The organism is Candidatus Andeanibacterium sp. (assembly GCF_057143545.1).
In genome coordinates, this window is the sequence record NZ_DBNHSF010000077.1 from 36,313 (window position 1) to 51,628 (window position 15,316).

15 protein-coding genes are annotated in these 15,316 nt (G+C 63.7%); 9 read left to right on the forward strand and 6 right to left on the reverse strand.

All coding sequences use genetic code 11. From position 1 onward, the window contains the following. The first annotated feature begins 11 nt into the window (after positions 1-11). A complete protein-coding gene (locus AC16XC_RS04935; RefSeq protein WP_484033532.1) occupies positions 12-1,448 on the forward strand; it encodes a glutamate synthase subunit beta in 1,437 nt (478 codons plus the stop codon). A 70-nt stretch (positions 1,449-1,518) separates the two neighbouring features. Here AC16XC_RS04935 and ung read toward each other — a convergent pair whose 3' ends face one another. Next, the gene (ung, locus tag AC16XC_RS04940; protein ID WP_484033533.1) at positions 1,519-2,199 is read right to left on the reverse strand and encodes a uracil-DNA glycosylase; all 681 of its coding nucleotides are present in this window, start codon (positions 2,197-2,199) and stop codon (positions 1,519-1,521) included. A gap of 77 nt (positions 2,200-2,276) precedes the next feature. Here ung and AC16XC_RS04945 point away from each other — a divergent pair, with 77 nt between their 5' ends. Genes AC16XC_RS04945 through AC16XC_RS04975 form a run of 7 tightly spaced genes read left to right on the forward strand, consistent with a single transcriptional unit; the run spans position 2,277 to position 9,041 of the window. Further along, positions 2,277-2,894, forward strand: coding sequence for a ribonuclease D (locus AC16XC_RS04945; RefSeq protein WP_484033534.1), 618 nt, complete (start codon positions 2,277-2,279; stop codon positions 2,892-2,894). 25 nt (positions 2,895-2,919) lie between these two features. Then, positions 2,920-3,564 (forward strand): LPS export ABC transporter periplasmic protein LptC, encoded by a 645-nt coding sequence (locus tag AC16XC_RS04950; protein WP_484033535.1) that lies wholly within the window; start codon positions 2,920-2,922, stop codon positions 3,562-3,564. Continuing rightward, positions 3,564-4,097: an LptA/OstA family protein gene (locus tag AC16XC_RS04955; protein ID WP_484033536.1), complete on the forward strand. Its 534-nt coding sequence runs from the start codon at positions 3,564-3,566 to the stop codon at positions 4,095-4,097. The genes AC16XC_RS04950 and AC16XC_RS04955 overlap by 1 nt, the downstream gene beginning before the upstream one ends. A 57-nt stretch (positions 4,098-4,154) precedes the next feature. Next, entirely contained in the window at positions 4,155-5,258 is a 1,104-nt protein-coding gene (locus AC16XC_RS04960) for a nucleotidyltransferase domain-containing protein (RefSeq protein ID WP_484033537.1), read from the forward strand. 57 nt (positions 5,259-5,315) lie between these two features. Next, entirely contained in the window at positions 5,316-6,392 is a 1,077-nt protein-coding gene (gene gmd, locus AC16XC_RS04965; protein ID WP_484033538.1) for a GDP-mannose 4,6-dehydratase, read from the forward strand. A gap of 28 nt (positions 6,393-6,420) precedes the next feature. Continuing rightward, positions 6,421-7,650 carry a WcaI family glycosyltransferase gene (locus AC16XC_RS04970; RefSeq protein WP_484033539.1) on the forward strand — a complete coding sequence of 410 codons (1,230 nt, stop codon included), beginning with the start codon at positions 6,421-6,423 and terminating at the stop codon, positions 7,648-7,650. Beyond that, on the forward strand, positions 7,650-9,041 hold the full coding sequence (locus AC16XC_RS04975; RefSeq protein WP_484033540.1) for a hypothetical protein: 1,392 nt from the start codon (positions 7,650-7,652) through the stop codon (positions 9,039-9,041). The genes AC16XC_RS04970 and AC16XC_RS04975 overlap by 1 nt, the downstream gene beginning before the upstream one ends. An 84-nt stretch (positions 9,042-9,125) precedes the next feature. Here AC16XC_RS04975 and AC16XC_RS04980 read toward each other — a convergent pair whose 3' ends face one another. The 3 genes from AC16XC_RS04980 to AC16XC_RS04990 all read right to left on the reverse strand — a co-directional run bounded on the left by AC16XC_RS04980 (position 9,126) and on the right by AC16XC_RS04990 (position 12,804). Then, positions 9,126-10,802 (reverse strand): sensor domain-containing diguanylate cyclase, encoded by a 1,677-nt coding sequence (locus AC16XC_RS04980; RefSeq protein ID WP_484033541.1) that lies wholly within the window; start codon positions 10,800-10,802, stop codon positions 9,126-9,128. Between the two features lie 152 nt (positions 10,803-10,954). Next, on the reverse strand, positions 10,955-12,187 hold the full coding sequence (locus AC16XC_RS04985) for an SGNH/GDSL hydrolase family protein (protein ID WP_484033542.1): 1,233 nt from the start codon (positions 12,185-12,187) through the stop codon (positions 10,955-10,957). Positions 12,188-12,189: 2 nt separating this feature from the next. Beyond that, a complete protein-coding gene (locus tag AC16XC_RS04990) occupies positions 12,190-12,804 on the reverse strand; it encodes a hypothetical protein (protein ID WP_484033543.1) in 615 nt (204 codons plus the stop codon). A 387-nt stretch (positions 12,805-13,191) separates the two neighbouring features. On the opposite strand from AC16XC_RS04990, the gene AC16XC_RS04995 reads away from it, so the two are divergent. After that, the gene (locus AC16XC_RS04995; RefSeq protein ID WP_484033544.1) at positions 13,192-13,815 is read left to right on the forward strand and encodes a trimeric intracellular cation channel family protein; all 624 of its coding nucleotides are present in this window, start codon (positions 13,192-13,194) and stop codon (positions 13,813-13,815) included. Between the two features lie 55 nt (positions 13,816-13,870). Here AC16XC_RS04995 and AC16XC_RS05000 read toward each other — a convergent pair whose 3' ends face one another. Both AC16XC_RS05000 and AC16XC_RS05005 read right to left on the reverse strand, forming a co-directional pair. Then, positions 13,871-15,112 (reverse strand): SulP family inorganic anion transporter, encoded by a 1,242-nt coding sequence (locus AC16XC_RS05000; RefSeq protein WP_484033545.1) that lies wholly within the window; start codon positions 15,110-15,112, stop codon positions 13,871-13,873. 37 nt (positions 15,113-15,149) lie between these two features. Continuing rightward, a partial coding sequence (locus AC16XC_RS05005; protein ID WP_484033546.1) for a DNA translocase FtsK occupies positions 15,150-15,316 on the reverse strand: 167 nt, incomplete at its 5' end.

A 15,316-nucleotide genomic window follows, 5' to 3' on the forward strand; every position in this document is an offset into this window, starting at 1 on the left:
GGTTACAGCAGATGGGCAAGGAAACGGGCTTCCTCGAAGTCGACCGCAAGGATCGCACCTATGACGATCCCAAGAGCCGGGTGAAGCATTACAAGGAATTCGTGATTCCGCATTCCGAGGCTGCCCTGCGCGAGCAGGCCTCGCGCTGCATGAATTGCGGCATCCCCTATTGTCACACCGGTTGCCCGGTGAACAACATCATCCCGGACTGGAACCACCTGATCTACGAGGGCGACTGGAAGAACGCGCTCGAAGTGCTCCATTCGACCAACAATTTCCCCGAATTCACGGGTCGCATCTGCCCCGCGCCATGCGAGGAGAGCTGCACGCTCAACATCATCGACCAGCCGGTAACGATCAAGTCGATCGAATGCGCAATCGCCGATCGCGGCTGGAAGGAAGGCTGGATCGAGCCGCAGGTCCCCGAGAAACGCACCGGCAAATCGGTCGCCGTAGTCGGCTCGGGGCCGGCCGGCATGGCCTGCGCGCAACAACTGGCGCGGGCCGGCCATTCGGTGACGCTGTTCGAGAAGAACGATCGGATCGGCGGATTGCTGCGCTATGGCATTCCCGACTTCAAGATGGAAAAGCACCTGATCAACCGCCGCTGCGTCCAGATGGAAGCCGAAGGGGTGACCTTTAAGACATCGACCGAGATTGGCGTCGATGTCTCGTTCAAGAGCCTGAAGGAAAATTTCGACGCGATCGTGCTGTCGGGCGGGGCGGAAGACGCGCGTCCCCTGACCATCCCCGGCGCCGAATTGCCCGGCGTGCGCATGGCGATGGAGTTCCTGACCCAGCAGAACAAGCGCAACGCCGGCGACGATGAAGTGCGCGCCGCCCCGCGCGGATCGCTGCTGGCAACCGGCAAGCACGTCGTGGTGATCGGCGGCGGCGATACCGGTAGCGACTGTGTCGGCACATCGAACCGGCAGGGCGCGAAGAGCGTCACCCAGATCGAAATCATGCCGCAACCGCCCGAGCACGAGAACAAGCTCCTCACCTGGCCCGACTGGCCGATGAAGCTGAGGACCTCGACCAGTCACCAGGAGGGGGTTGAGCGCGACTGGTCTGTGCTGACCAAGGAAGTCCTGGGCGAAGACGGCAAGGTGACCGGGCTCAAATGCGTCCGCGCCGACTGGTCGGAAGGCCGGCTCAAGGAAGTACCGGGGAGCGAGTTCGTGATCAGGGCCGACCTGATCCTGCTCGCCATGGGTTTCCTGGGGCCAAGGAAGGCCGGGCTGATCGATCAATCGGGAGTCGAACTGTCCGAGCGCGGCAATGTCGCTGCCAACACCGACGACTACCGGACCAGCGAGGACATGGTGTTCGCGTGCGGCGACATGCGGCGGGGCCAATCGCTGGTGGTCTGGGCGATCCGCGAAGGCCGCCAGTGCGCCCGCTCGGTGGATGAGGCCTTGATGGGCGCGAGCGAACTGCCGCGCTAGGTCTTTCGGATATTGTGGCAGCGGATTGCGGAGCCACATCTGCCCGCTGGCGCGCCCGACCGATTACGAGTCACCAGTCGATCGCCCCGCGCCCATGCGCTTCGAGGAAGGCATTTGCCTTGCTGAACGGCTTCGAGCCGAAGAAGCCCGAATGGGCGGAAAGCGGGCTCGGATGCGCCGCCGCCAGGATCAGGTGCCTGCCATCTGCCTGGAGCCCGGCCACCCGCTCGGCCTTCCGGCGCGCATGGCTGCCCCAGAGGATGAAGACGCATGGCTGCTCGCTTGCGGCAACGGCGGCCACGGCGGCATCGGTGATCGCTTCCCAGCCCTTGCCCTGGTGCGAACCGGCCTGGCCCGCCTCCACCGTCAGCGCGTTGTTCAACAGCAGCACCCCCTGCCGCGCCCAATGTTCGAGATTGCCGTGCGGCGGGATTGCAACGCCGAGATCGTCGGCCAGCTCCTTGTAGATATTGACCAGCGAGGGCGGCGCCCGCACGCCGTCGGGCACGGAAAAGCACAGCCCGTGCGCCTGCCCCGGCCCGTGATAGGGATCCTGGCCGAGGATCACGACCTTGACCTTGTCGAGCGGGGTAAGTTCGAACGCCCGCAACCGCTGGCCCCTGGGCGGGTAGATCGTCTTGCCGTTAGCCTCTTCGGAGCGCAGCCAGCCGCCCAGCCGCCGCGCCTCCGGGGCTGCGAGGACCGGCCCCAGGGCCGCTTGCCACGAAGGGGGGATTGCACTCTCGCCCATGCCCCTGCCTAACTCCAGAATCGCCCTGCCGCCAGCCGGGGCTTTCGCATTTGCACGGATCGGCCTAGGAAGCGGCGATGACCGTATATTTCCACGAAGAAGACCTGCCCGGCGACGTGTTCGCGCCGGGGCCGATTGCCGTCGACACCGAGACGATGGGGCTGGTGACGCCGCGTGACAGGCTATGCCTGGTCCAGCTTTCGGATGGCAAGGGCGACGAGCATCTGGTCCGGTTCGGGAACGGCAGTTCGTTCGATGCACCCAATTTGAAGGCGATCCTGTCCGATCCGGCAAGGCTCAAGCTGTTCCATTTCGCGCGCTTCGACCTTGCGGCGATCGAGCATTACCTGGGCGTAACCGCCGCGCCGGTTTTCTGCACCAAGATCGCGAGCAAGCTTGTGCGCACCTTTACCGATCGCCACGGGCTCAAATACCTGGTCAGCGAGCTGCTCGAGACCGATATATCCAAGCAGCAGCAAAGCTCGGACTGGGGTGCCGCCGAATTGACCGAGGCACAACGCGACTATGCGGCCTCGGACGTACGCTATCTCCACCGGCTCCGCGAAGTCCTGGTCGAGCGGCTCGATCGTGAGGGGCGGATGGACATGGCCCAGGCCTGTTTCGATTTCCTGCCGACCCGCGCCCGGCTCGACATTGCCGGCTGGGCCGACAAGGACATTTTCAGCCACGAGTAAGACTCGACTGCGCCAGAAACCCTCCATGACAGCCGACGCCGACAGACTGAGAAACAAGCGCCAGCAATTCGCGGCGCCCGGCGGCGCGCACGATCGCTTGGTCAAGCGGCTGTCGCGCTGGCTGCCCGCCGGAATCGGGGTGATCGCCGCGCTCATGATCTTCGTGCCGTTCACCCCCCGGAACGAACTGAGCTTCCTGCTCGATCGCAACAAGGTCGCGATCGCCGAGAACCGGCTGAGGCTCGAAAACGCGATGTATCGCGGGCAGGATTCGCAAGGACGGCCGTTCTCGATCACGGCCGGCGAAGCGGTCCAGCGGTCCGCCAGGGAGCCGGTCGTGGAAATGCACGACCTGGAGGCGCGGATATTGCTCAAGGAAGGACCGGCGTTGCTCGCCGCCAGGGACGGTCATTACGATATCCACGACGAAGTGGTCGCCATCGACGGGCTGGTTCGCTTTACGGCCGCCGATGGCTACCGCATGACCGCGCGCGATGTTTCGATCAGGCTTGAGGAAAATACCCTGATCGGCGATGGCAAGGTCGAAGGCGCGATTCCGGCCGGGACATTCTCCGCCGACCGGATCGTGGCCGATCTCGAGGAACGCACGATCACGCTGGACGGCAATGCCAGGCTGAGAATGGTTCCGGGCGAATTGAGGATACCGTGATGTTGAATAGAACGATCGTCTCCGCCTCGCTCCGCCGGACCGCGATTGCCTTCGCGCTGACCGGCGCCGCCCTGTTGGGCCTGCAGCAATCGCTGGCCCAATCGGGTTCGCCCTTCAACACCAGCGGGCCGGTAGAATATGCCGCCGACAGGATCGAATTGCAGGACCGGCAGAACCGCGTCGTCCTGTCGGGCAATGTCGCGATCGCGCAAGGCAATCTCAGGCTACAAACGGGCCGCGCCACGCTGTCTTTCACCGACAATGGCAGCCTGCAATTGCAGCGGCTCGACGCGACGGGTGGGGTTGTCGTGACGCGCGGCAATGAATCCGCCCGGGGTGCCGTGGCGGTCTACGATTTCAATCGCCGGCTGATCACGATGTCCGGCGGCGTCGCGCTGCGCCGGGGCAGCGACACCTTGAACGGCAATCGGCTGGTGATCGATTTGCGGAGTGGTCTGTCCAGCGTCGACGGCGTCGGCAGCACCGGTGACAGCGGCAGGGTGACCGGGACGTTCACAGTTCCAGACAATTAGGCCATGGCGGGGAGCCAATCGGCCGAGTTCGAACAGCTTTGCCGCTTGCTGCTCGGCATGCTTCGTCCCCAGGCCGACGCGAACGACCTGGCATCCCTCACCGGGTCCGAATGGGAAGTGCTGGCAAGGCTTGCCATGGAACAGCGGCTCGCCCCGCTGCTCCATGCCGAATGGCGCGGGGGCGAAGGCGGTTATCTCCTGCCGGAGAAGATCCAGGGGATCTTCGCCGAGGCCCACCGGCAGCAGGCCTTGACCGCGCTTGCGCAACGTTCGGACCTGTTGCTTGCTGTCCAGCTGCTTGCGGATGCGGGAATAGGCTGCGTCGCGCTCAAGGGTGCGATGCTGGCCTGGCATGCCTATCCGGCCGCGGGACAAAGGCCACTGCGCGACCTCGACCTCCTGATCGCGGAAGATGATGCCGACCGGGCCTGGACGGTATTGCACAGTGCGGGCTTCGCGGCGCCGCTTGGCAAACCCGGCGAAGGCCGTGGGCAGACCGTCAAGCACCTGCCGCCGCTCGTTGCGCCGCAAGGCAGCGAGATCGAGCTGCATCTGCGCTGCTGGGAGGAGAAGGATGCGGTTCATCGGCCGATGCCGTCTGCACAGGACCTGCGCATCATGCGGAATTCGAGGAAATACGCCGCCGACGACCCGATCAGCTATCCCTCGCCGGACGACCTGCTGATGCATCTCGCAATCCATGCGACTGCGCCCTACCCGCTCGATGCCGGACCGCTGATGCTGGCCGACATCGATTTCCTGGTCCGCCGACATCCGCCGGATTGGGAGAGCTTCTGGGAACGGGCCGCAGCGCAGGGTTGGTCTCGCCACGCCGCCTACGCAATTGCCCTGACCGATCGCTGGCGAAAGCCAGGCCTGCTGATGGCAAGCCACTGCCCGCAATCTGTCCCGGAAGATCTGCTCGACGCGGCGCCCGCGCTCCTGTTCCAGCCATATGCGGAACGCGCCGCGACCCAGTTCCGAGCAATGATGGAACGGCCCTCGAGGGCAATTCTCGAAAAGGCCAGGACCCTGGTGCGCAAGGGGGGCCTGCGCTGGCTTGGCGGAAGAATTCTGCGCACGATCGGCGATGCGGCCAATCCGGAAATCCGCAACCGGGCCAGTTCGATAAGTGCGGTTTCGAACTGGCTGAATGCGTAGGTGGGCAAGTCCCCCGCCCGACTTTGCCAGACAAGGCAAAAGAGCTAATCCCGTTGCATGTCGAAGGGTGGAGAGCGCAAACGTGCCCTGGTGACGGGCGTAACCGGGCAGGATGGCGCCTATCTCGCGAGGCTGCTCCTCGACAAGGGCTACGAGGTTCACGGCATCAAGCGGCGCTCGTCATCCTTCAATACGGGGAGGATCGAGGACATCTACGAGGATCCCCATGCCAAGGACCCGCGCCTGGTCCTTCATTATGGCGACCTGACCGACGCAACCAACCTGATCCGTATCGTCCAGCAGGTGCAGCCTGATGAAATCTACAATCTCGGGGCGCAGAGTCATGTCCTCGTCAGCTTCGAAACGCCCGAATACACCGCCAATGCCGATGCCGTGGGCGTGCTGAGGCTGCTCGAAGCGATCCGCATATTGGGGTTTGAGGAAAGGACGAGGTTCTACCAGGCATCCTCTTCCGAGCTTTACGGCCTGGCCCAACAGGTCCCGCAGGATGAAAACACGCCGTTCTACCCCCGCAGCCCGTATGGCGTGGCCAAACTCTATGGCTACTGGATCACGGTGAATTATCGCGAGGCCTATGGCATCCACGCCAGCAACGGAATCCTGTTCAATCACGAGAGTCCCTTGCGCGGGGAGACTTTCGTGACCCGCAAGATTACCCGCGCGGCGGCGGCAATCAGCCTCGGGCTGGACGAAAGGCTCTATATCGGAAATCTCGATGCCGAACGCGACTGGGGGCATGCGAGCGAATTCGCCGAAGGCATGTGGCGCATCGTCCAGCAGGACGAACCCGGCGATTATGTCCTTGCGACAGGGGTGGCCCATAGCGTGCGGCAATTCGTGACCTGGGCGTTCGAAGATGCCGGCATCGATCTGCGCTTCGAAGGCAGCGGAAGCGAAGAAAAGGGCATTTGCGAGAGGACAGGCAAATGCCTGGTCGAGGTCGATCGCCGCTATTTCCGCCCGACCGAGGTCGACCAACTGATTGGCAATGCAAGCAAGGCGAAGCGCAAGCTCGGCTGGGAGCACAAGACCCCGGTTCGGGAGCTCGTCCGGGAGATGGTCGCGGCCGACCTCGACCTGCTGCGTCCGGGCCGGCAGGATCGCCAGGCATGAACCCGCCGCCGCACGATTGGGCGCTTGGATGAGGCTGCTGTTCATCGGTCTCAACTACGCGCCCGAACTGGTCGGGATTGGCCCCTATACGGCAGGAATTGCCGAAGCGCTGGCCGACCAGGGGCACGAGGTACGGGTAATCTGCGGCCAGCCCTATTATCCCGAGTGGAAAAAGCGGCGCGGCTACAAGGGATGGAGCACCGGGCGGGAGAATGGCGTGACGGTCTCGCGTTGTCCCCATTTCGTCCCTTCCGACCCGACCGGGCCGAAGCGCATTTTCCATCTGCTCAGCTTCGCCATGGCGGCCATTCTCCCCGCCATTTCGCAATTGCGATTCAGGCCGGACATTGTCCTGGCGGTCGTACCAACTCTCGCCGCCCTCCCGCTTGCGATCCTGCTCGCCCGGCTGACGGGAGCGAAATTGTGGGTCCATGTGCAGGATTTCGAGGCTCAGGCAGCCGAGGCGACCGGATTATTGCGACGAGAAGGTCTGGTGGCGAGGCTGGCGCACAGCTGCGAAGGCTGGCTGCTGCGCCGCGCGGACATGGTGTCGTCGATCAGCCCGCAAATGTGTGCGCGCCTGTTCGAGATCGGGATCGCGCCTGAACGGGTCTACGAATTGCGCAACTGGTCGAACCACATGGCGGCATTCATGAGGCCGGCATCCGGCGATTACCGCTCCGAATGGAACCTCGGCGAACGCGGGGTGGTGCTCTATTCGGGCAATATCGCCAACAAGCAGGGACTTGAGATGGTGATCGAGGCCGCCCGGCTTCTCGCTGGGCGCAAGGATCTGGTCTTCCTCATATGTGGCAACGGGCCAAGCCGACCGTCGCTCGAGCGGCGTGCCGAAGGCCTGGAGAACGTCCAGTTCCACGATCTCCAGCCGGCCGAGCGGATCGGCGAGCTTCTGTCGCTCGCCGCACTACACGTACTGCCGCAGATTGAAGCAGCCGCCGACCTGGTCCTGCCGTCCAAACTGGCCAACATGCTCGCTTCGGGCCGGCCGGTGATCGTCACCGCGGAAGAGGACACCGGACTCGCCAGCGAGATCGCGGGGTGCGGCCTGGCCGTGCCGCCCGGCGACCCGCAAAAGCTGGCCGACGCGATCACCAAATTGCTGGAGAGCCCGGTTGCGGCGGAGGCGATGGGCAGGGAAGCCGAAAGGCGGGCCTATGAGCGCTGGTCGTTCGACCGTATCTTTGCCAGTGCCGAGCGCGAATTTTACCGCCTGACCGGCGCTCCGGCCCGCGGCTGATGGCGCTCAACTTCTCTCGCCTCGGATCGGGCCTGGTCGGGAATCTGAGCGCGCAGGGCACCGCAACCATTGCCTATGTCCTGGTCCAGCTCGTTTCGGTGCCAATCCTCGCGCAAAGCTGGGGGCTTGAGAAATACGGGATCTGGCTGATCCTCTTTACCCTCCCGGGCTATATCATCGCGAGTCCGGCGGGGCTCGTCGGCGCGGCGGCAAACGAAGCGACGACCGCATTCAACCAGGGCCGCGAAGAAGACGCTCGCCTGGCTTTCCAGACAATGACCTTGGCGCTCGGGGCAATCTGCCTTGTCGCGCTGGTGCCAGGATGGCTTGTGACCTTTGGATCGTCCGGCGAATGGCTCGAATTTGCAACGCAACAAGTCGGATACGAGGCGATCCCGGCTACCTTCCTTCTGGTCGCCTATGGCTGCCTGGTCCTGTTCGGAGCTGGTTTCGAAACGCCGTTCAGGGCCGTGGGGGCCTATGCGAAGGCCGCCTATCTGCAGGCGTTCATCGTCCTGTTCGAGGCCGGGATCGCGCTCGGCCTGGTGCTGGCTGGTGGCGGACTGGGCGATGCCGCGGCCGGATTCCTGGTCGGACGCGCGATCGGCACGGGAACCACCGTCGCGCTGGCTTCCAGTGTCGCCCCCCAGTTCATGGCAGGAGCCTGGCGATTCTCGATGAGTGAGCTTCGCAGACTCGCCGGACCTTCGATAGCGCTTGCCATGGTGCCGATCGGCTTTGCCTTGTCGCTCCAGGCGACGGTTGCAGTGCTGGCCGCAGCGGCAGGGCCAGCTGCAGTACCCGCTTTCACCGCCGTCCGAACGCTGGCCCGCGCGGCAATCCAGGTCACCAGTGTGGTCAGCCGGGCGACGATTCCCGAATACACCATTGCCGATGCGCGCGGCGACCGGGCACGGAAGCTCGACCTGTTGTCGATAAACATTGCAGCGGCCCTGGCAATCCTGCTCCCGGGCCTTCTGGCCATGCTGTTGCTCGGTCCCTGGTTTGTCAACGCATGGACCGGTGGCGAAATTACCGCGTCATTGGCGCTCGTCGCAGCACTTGGGGCAAGCGCGGTACTGGGCGGGCTGTGGCTGGTAGTCTCCAACCTGATCCTCGCGACCAACCAGCAATCGGCCTATGGCTACGCCTTCGCAATCATGTCCGCACTCGCACTCGTGCCGGCCTATTTGCTCTCGCAGTCGCTCGGCGCTTCGGGCGCGGCTGCGGCGATGCTGCTGCTGGATGCGGCGATGTTTGTGTGGGTGCTCCTGCAGGCGCGCAGGCTCGGGCATGCAAGGCCGGGCGACCTGCTAGCCGCACCTCGCCGGGCCCTGGCGCTGGTTCGGTCGCGCTGGCCGAGCCTGTTTATCGGGAGCAACAGGGACTAGGTTACCGACTCATCAAGCGCATCCAGGTTTTGCGGCGGCGAGTTTGACGAGGGCCATTTGGGAATCCCATGATGAGTTTATGGCCTAGGCTGCCCTTCTCAGTTCGCGGGGATCCTTCTCGTCCGGCATGAACAGCTTCAATTCTTCGCTCATCATGCGATTTCGCCCGCCCTGCTTGGCTTCGTAGAGCAGCTGGTCGGCGCGGGAATAGAGATCGCGGAACTCCATCATGGCCATGGCTTCACCCGGCACATTGAGCAGGCCCATGCTGGCCGTCACTATCCGGTCGAGGCCTTCCACTTCGCTCGCGACATGACGCGCGACTGCCCTTCGCCGGTGTTCGGCGCGCTGGATGACATCCTTGCCGCGCAAGAGCATCATGAATTCCTCGCCGCCCAGCCGCATCACGAGTGTGTCATCATCGGGAGCAAGCGCATGGGCTGTTGCGCGCAGGACTTCGTCGCCGACCAAATGGCCATATTCGTCATTGATCGATTTGAAATGATCGAGGTCGAGGATCGCCATGGTCTGGAAGCCCTCGCCGTAAAGTTCATCGAATCGCGGTTCGATCGCGCGGCGATTGTATAGTCCCGTCAACGGGTCGTGCTCGGAAATGTCCGCCATGGCCAGCGCCTTGGCTTCGGCATTGTCGCGCTGCTGCCTCAAGATGTTGGCGCGATCGGCAACGCCAGTCGCGATGATGGTCACCTCGATCGCAAGGGCAAAGAACAGCAGCTGGTCGAGTTGCGAGGGTGCAGCATACAGGCCCACCCCTCGCAGGATACGCTCGATGCACACGACGATGATCGGGGCCCAGGCGGCGGTAAGGAATTTGGCGGCGCGGCTTCCGCGCGACAGGCTTTGGACGAGCGCGACGACATAAATCGCGATGACCGGCACGAAGGAATAGTAGTAGGCAACATTGGTGAAGCTGTGAATCGCCTCGATATGGAGCGAGAAGATGCTTGGCACCAGAAATGCCCAGACTGCCGCAACGGTCAACATCCGGCGCACCCTGGGGGTCAACGCCCAGGGCTCGATATAGCTGGCGCAGAACAGGGCGGAAATGCCTACGCCGACGGCAAAGCTCACCGGGGTAAGGATCGACAGCCAGGTGATCGAAGTGGGAATGAAGACCGTCAGCAACCCGCCCGAAGTCATGACGTAAAGCGTCATCGAGGCGACCATCGCGGCATGCAGCAGGACGAACGGGCTGCGGAGAGCCCGATAGAACATGATGTTTGCAAACAGCGGCAGGAAGAGGAGGCCCGTGATCATCGCCATTACGGTAATCTCGGGCGCCGACCAGCCCGAGCGATAGGGATTGCTGGATATCTTCGCTTCGCTGAGGATCGTTGCGTTGAACGGCCTGACCAATCGCACCGCGACCGAACTGGTCCGGTCGGTGATCTCCGGCAGCGGGACGGTGAACACCGGCCCGACCGCGATCGTTTCCGTCTCTTCGGGGGCGTAACTCACCGACCGGACGGCACCGTCGGTATCCCGGGCGTAGATCGACAGTTCGTGGAAATAGGCAATCCGCGTCACGAAGTCGGTCGGCAGATCCTGCTCGCGCCAACTGTCGGCATCGAACAGCAGCCAGGCGACCGTGCCGTTGGCTCCCCAATCCTTGTCCTCGCATTGCCAGCGTCCCGGATCGCCCAGCATCTCCCCGGGCGTCGTCGCCACATCGCTGAAGGCGACACACCGGGCAGGTTCGCTGGTCGCACTCGCCTGGGCTGCCGTTCCCGACAGCAGCAAAAATGTGAACAGGCAGGAACCCAGCAGGGCTATCAAGCGCGATATCATGCGCCAAAGCTAGGATTTCAGGCTTTCGCGAAGGTTAAGCCAGCGGCGGGAAAAGCGCGAAAATTGTGAATATCACTTCACATAAGGGCACTCTTTAGGCCCAATTAATCATCGTCGGCTGCGAAAAGCGACAGGTCGATCGATTCTCCAACCGCCCTGAGCCCGGCATCGCTGCCATGCAAAAAATCGCCCATGTGATAGCCATCGCGCATAGTCGAGGGATCATCGGGCTCTGCAAAGGCCAGATCGATTCGCGTGATTGCATCGAAAGTGCCGCTCGAGAGCATCCAGTCGGTGATCTTCTGCCGCGCCGCTTCGCCTTCTTCCGACCAGTAGCTTGCGCCCTTGTAGGGGCCGATCGGCGAGCCGATCACCTTGATCCCCTTGGCATGGGCGCGGGCGACCAGCTGCTTGTAGCCGGCGATCATCTGCTCGGCATCGATCTGCGGCTGGTCGAGCGTGAAACCGCCGATCCCGCCACGCTGCGGGCCATAGCGATTGCCGATATCGTTCACGCCCAGGAACACGATCATGTATTTGACGTTGGGCAGGCTCAGCACGTCCTCGTCGAACCGTGCGAGGCCCGCTTCGCCCATGCCGGGGGAGAGCAGGCGGTTGCCGCTGATCCCTGCATTGGCGACGGCCCATTCGGTGCCGGCCTCCTGCAGCCGCTCGGCCAGCACGTCGGGCCAGCGGCGGTTGGCGCCGGGCGTCGCGCCCACCCCGTCGGTGATCGAATCCCCGAAGGTCACGATCGTGCCGGGCGAATCCGGCGAATCCACTTCGACCACGGTGAGGAAGGCGCGGTATTGCGCGGTCGAGACCGGGGTGAATTCCTTGCCGACGAAATTGCCAGGCGGTGAAACCGCGAGCGTATCGACCCCGGTCAGGTGGCAGGTGCACGGCCCGGTATCGCTGGGCAAATAGAGCTCGACCTTCAGCCGCGCGAGATCGGGCAGGTCGACCTCGACAATGTCGCTCGCCAGCGGCGAACCGCGCGGAATCACTGCCCCCTTCTCGCCGCCGAAGGTCAGCGCGCGGGCCGTGCCCGGCACCTCGTTGTTAGCATCGTCGATCTGGACGATCCGCGCTTCGCCGATTGCGAGCGGGGCGGGGCCGTAGCGGTTCGAGAGCCGCACCCTGAGGCTCGTCCCGCCTTCGGAGAGGCGGATGATCTGGGTGATCGTGACATTGTCGTAGGACGCCGCCGCGAACGGCCCTTCGGTCGTGAGCGGGGCATGCGGCGAGGCGGTCCAGCTGGCGACCCATTTTGCCTGTGCCGGTGCCGCCAGCGCGAATGCCGCGAGACCCGCGGCGAGAAATGCCTTCGTCTTCATGATCACCCCTCGTAAACCCAGTAGTTTGGCCCCCAGCGCGCTTCGAGTTCGGCGAGGCATTCCTTGTGAATCTCGCGCACCCGCGCTGCGGGCATGAATTCTGACCTGTCGATTTCCTCGATCCTGAGCGTCGATTTGTCTTCGTAAAGATGTTCGCCCTTGAGCAGCGCTTTCTCGTTGTAGGGCCAGATGAAGGCCTGCAGCGAATGGACGAGATAGAGCCCGTCGTCCTTCAGCCCCGCATGCCCGACCTTGGCCAGTTCGGCCCCGGTCGACATCTGGTGGAACCACATCTCGTCGGCGATCCCCCAATCGGCGACCGCGACCAGGTCGCCCGAATTCCACAGCACGATCTCGCCGATGCTCGAATAGAAATCGAACACGCCCTGGCGGCCCTTCACCTGGAACGGACTGTCGCCCCAGGTGATGTGATAGACTGGATCGTCGGCCATCATGTCGGGCGCGGTGATCTCCTCGAACATGCTCGCGCCTTCCAGGTGCACATGGCGGCAGAAATTCTTGAGGATCGCCCTGTGCAGCGGATTGTCGAGCCGGTCGTGCAGCTCGATCGACGGGTCCATGCAGCGATAGACCTCGGCTTCGTATTTCGATGGCATTTCTATCCTCTCCGATTCCGGCTTGATGCCATGGGAAGCGCGCCGACCCAAGGGTCAATTGAAGAATGGGACACGGGTGACAAAGGTGACACCGTGTCACCCATGTCCTGTCGACCCTGAACCGAGCAATTCCGCCTATTCCGGCCGCAAGCGTCGGGGTGACACTCCCAAGGGAAGATCGACTGCAATGCAGGCGGGACGAGACATTGGCATGCCCCGCCTTTTCATTCCCGCGATGCAGGAAGATCGATCGTTCGCTGACGGCCCGTCGCGGACACGCGGATAGCGACAAGAAGCCAACCCGGGCAGAATGAAACTGCAGCATCAGTGAAGCTGCAAGCCTATCCCGATTGAAGACGTGACGCGGTTCAGTAGCGCTGGCTATATATGCTTATGGAATTGCCGCTTGGAAACCTCGCTGTCTGGCTCAATTTTGCCGGAATCTCGGTTTTTGCAGCATCGGGTGCGTTGGCCGCTGCCCGCAAGCGGCTCGATTTCATTGCCGCCTGGTTTTTCGCGCTGGTCACGGCAACCGGAGGCGGAACACTGCGCGATTTGCTGATCGGAGCGCCGGTATTCTGGATGCATGATTCCATGCCGGTCATACTGTGCACCATCGTTGCGGTTGTCGTATGGGCGGTTCCCTTGCGCTGGTGGCCCAATCGAATGCTTGAATGGCTGGATGCGGCAGGCCTCGCGGCCTACTCGGTATATGGAGCCGCAAAGGCCATGCAATTCGGTGTTTCTCCGGTTCCCGCAATCGCCGCTGGCGTGATTACCGCCTGCGTCGGAGGCGTCATCCGCGACATTACAGTCGGAGTACCCTCGATATTGCTGAGGAACGAGATCTATGTCACCGCATCGGTATTGGCGGCGATTGCGTTTGTCGCTCTTACAACGGCAGGAATCGCGGCTCCGTGGCCATCGGCGGCCGGTTTCGCGGTGGGCTTCCTGTTGCGCGGAATTGCCATTCGTTGGCGGATCGCCTTGCCGCTGCACAGGGGACATTGAGCGAAAGAGGTCAGGCCGCGATGGTGTTCGCTATTCAGCCATCGCGGACGTCTTGCTATTCGCCCGAGCGCTTCTGCCGCATTCTCTGCATCGCCAGCCCGATTACCGTCCCGGCAACGATTGCCGCGGTAAGGTCGACCAGGACCGTGAGCACGGCGGTGAGGAACAGCAGGCCCAGTTCCCAGCGCGGCAGGGCCATGCGCTCGCCCCAGCGGTGCGGTTCGGACATGTTCCACGCGGTCACGATCAAGAGGCCCGCCAGCGCGGGCAGGGCAAGTTCGCCCGCAAGCGGGGCCAGCACCAGCATTGCCAGCAGGATCACCAGCGCATGGATCATCCCCGCCACCGGGGTCCGCCCTCCGGCGTCGACATTGGTCGCGGTGCGGGCGATCGCGCCAGTCGCGGGCAGCCCGCCGAACAGCGGCGAAGCGATATTGGCCGCGCCCTGCGCGATCAGTTCCGCGCTGCTGCGATGGGTGCTGCCGATCATCCGGTCGGCGACGATCGCCGAAAGCAGCGATTCGATGCCCGCGAGCAGGGCGATCGCGATCGCTGCCGGGGCAAGGTCGACCAGCAATTGCCACGAAACCGGCGGCAGCGAAGGCCAGGGCAGGCCGTGCGGCAATTCACCGAAGCGCTGCGTGACGGTCTCGGCGGAGGGGACGGCGAGGAAGGCGACCAGGCTGGTGAGGAGCACGACCACCGCCCGGGCGCGGAATTGCGGGGCGTAGCGGCGCACCACGAGGATCCCCACGATCGTTGCCAGCCCGAGCAGCAGCGACGGCCAGTCGAGCGTTGCCCGCGCTGCCCATAGTTCCACGAGCTTGTCGATGAACTCGGCATCGAGCGGCCCGGTCTCGAGGCCCGCAAGGTCCTTGAGCTGGCTTGCCGCGATCACCACCGCGATGCCGATGGTGAAGCCTTCGATCACCGGCTCGGGGATCAGCCGGATCAGCCGCCCCGCCCCGAGCAGCCCGCCCAGCACCAGCAGCACGCCGGCCATGAGGGTCGCCAGCATCAGCCCGTCGAGCCCGTGCTTGGCGATGATCGTATAGACGACGACGATGAACGCGCCGGTCGGCCCGCCGATCTGGACCTTGCTCCCGCCCAGCGCCGAGATCAGGAACCCGCCGACGATCGCGGTCGCCAGCCCGGCCTCGGGCGGCGCGCCGGAGGCGATCGCGATCGCGATGCTGAGCGGAAGCGCGACCAGCGCCACCGTCGCGCCGGCAATGGCGTCGCCCCGGAACTGCCTGCGATCGTAGGTCGCGAGCGTGGTCAGCAATTTGGGTTTCATTTAAGGCGGTCGCCCCGACGTCTGGAGAATTCGAAACCTATAGGGGGTTGCCGTCCTGGTCGCGATAGATTTCGCGCCGACCGACATGGTTGGCCGGGCCGACCAGCCCTTCCGCTTCCATCCGTTCGATCCATTTGGCGGCAGTGTTGTAGCCTACCCCCATCTGGCGCTGGAGCCATGAGCCCGAAGCCTTCTGGTTCTCGA

Bases quoted from the DNA above. Each gene is read 5' to 3' on its own strand.
- AC16XC_RS04960 (WP_484033537.1), top strand. From the start codon at position 4,155: ATGCTTCGTCCCCAGGCCGACGCGAACGACCTGGCATCCCTCACCGGG.
- AC16XC_RS04935 (WP_484033532.1), top strand. From the start codon at position 12: ATGGGCAAGGAAACGGGCTTCCTCGAAGTCGACCGCAAGGATCGCACC.
- AC16XC_RS05000 (WP_484033545.1), bottom strand. From the start codon at position 15,112: ATGAAACCCAAATTGCTGACCACGCTCGCGACCTACGATCGCAGGCAG.
- AC16XC_RS04990 (WP_484033543.1), bottom strand. From the start codon at position 12,804: ATGCCATCGAAATACGAAGCCGAGGTCTATCGCTGCATGGACCCGTCG.
- AC16XC_RS04985 (WP_484033542.1), bottom strand. From the start codon at position 12,187: ATGAAGACGAAGGCATTTCTCGCCGCGGGTCTCGCGGCATTCGCGCTG.
- AC16XC_RS04945 (WP_484033534.1), top strand. From the start codon at position 2,277: ATGACCGTATATTTCCACGAAGAAGACCTGCCCGGCGACGTGTTCGCG.
- AC16XC_RS04955 (WP_484033536.1), top strand. From the start codon at position 3,564: ATGTTGAATAGAACGATCGTCTCCGCCTCGCTCCGCCGGACCGCGATT.
- AC16XC_RS04970 (WP_484033539.1), top strand. From the start codon at position 6,421: ATGAGGCTGCTGTTCATCGGTCTCAACTACGCGCCCGAACTGGTCGGG.
- AC16XC_RS04975 (WP_484033540.1), top strand. From the start codon at position 7,650: ATGGCGCTCAACTTCTCTCGCCTCGGATCGGGCCTGGTCGGGAATCTG.
- gmd (WP_484033538.1), top strand. From the start codon at position 5,316: ATGTCGAAGGGTGGAGAGCGCAAACGTGCCCTGGTGACGGGCGTAACC.
- AC16XC_RS04995 (WP_484033544.1), top strand. From the start codon at position 13,192: ATGCTTATGGAATTGCCGCTTGGAAACCTCGCTGTCTGGCTCAATTTT.
- ung (WP_484033533.1), bottom strand. From the start codon at position 2,199: ATGGGCGAGAGTGCAATCCCCCCTTCGTGGCAAGCGGCCCTGGGGCCG.
- AC16XC_RS04950 (WP_484033535.1), top strand. From the start codon at position 2,920: ATGACAGCCGACGCCGACAGACTGAGAAACAAGCGCCAGCAATTCGCG.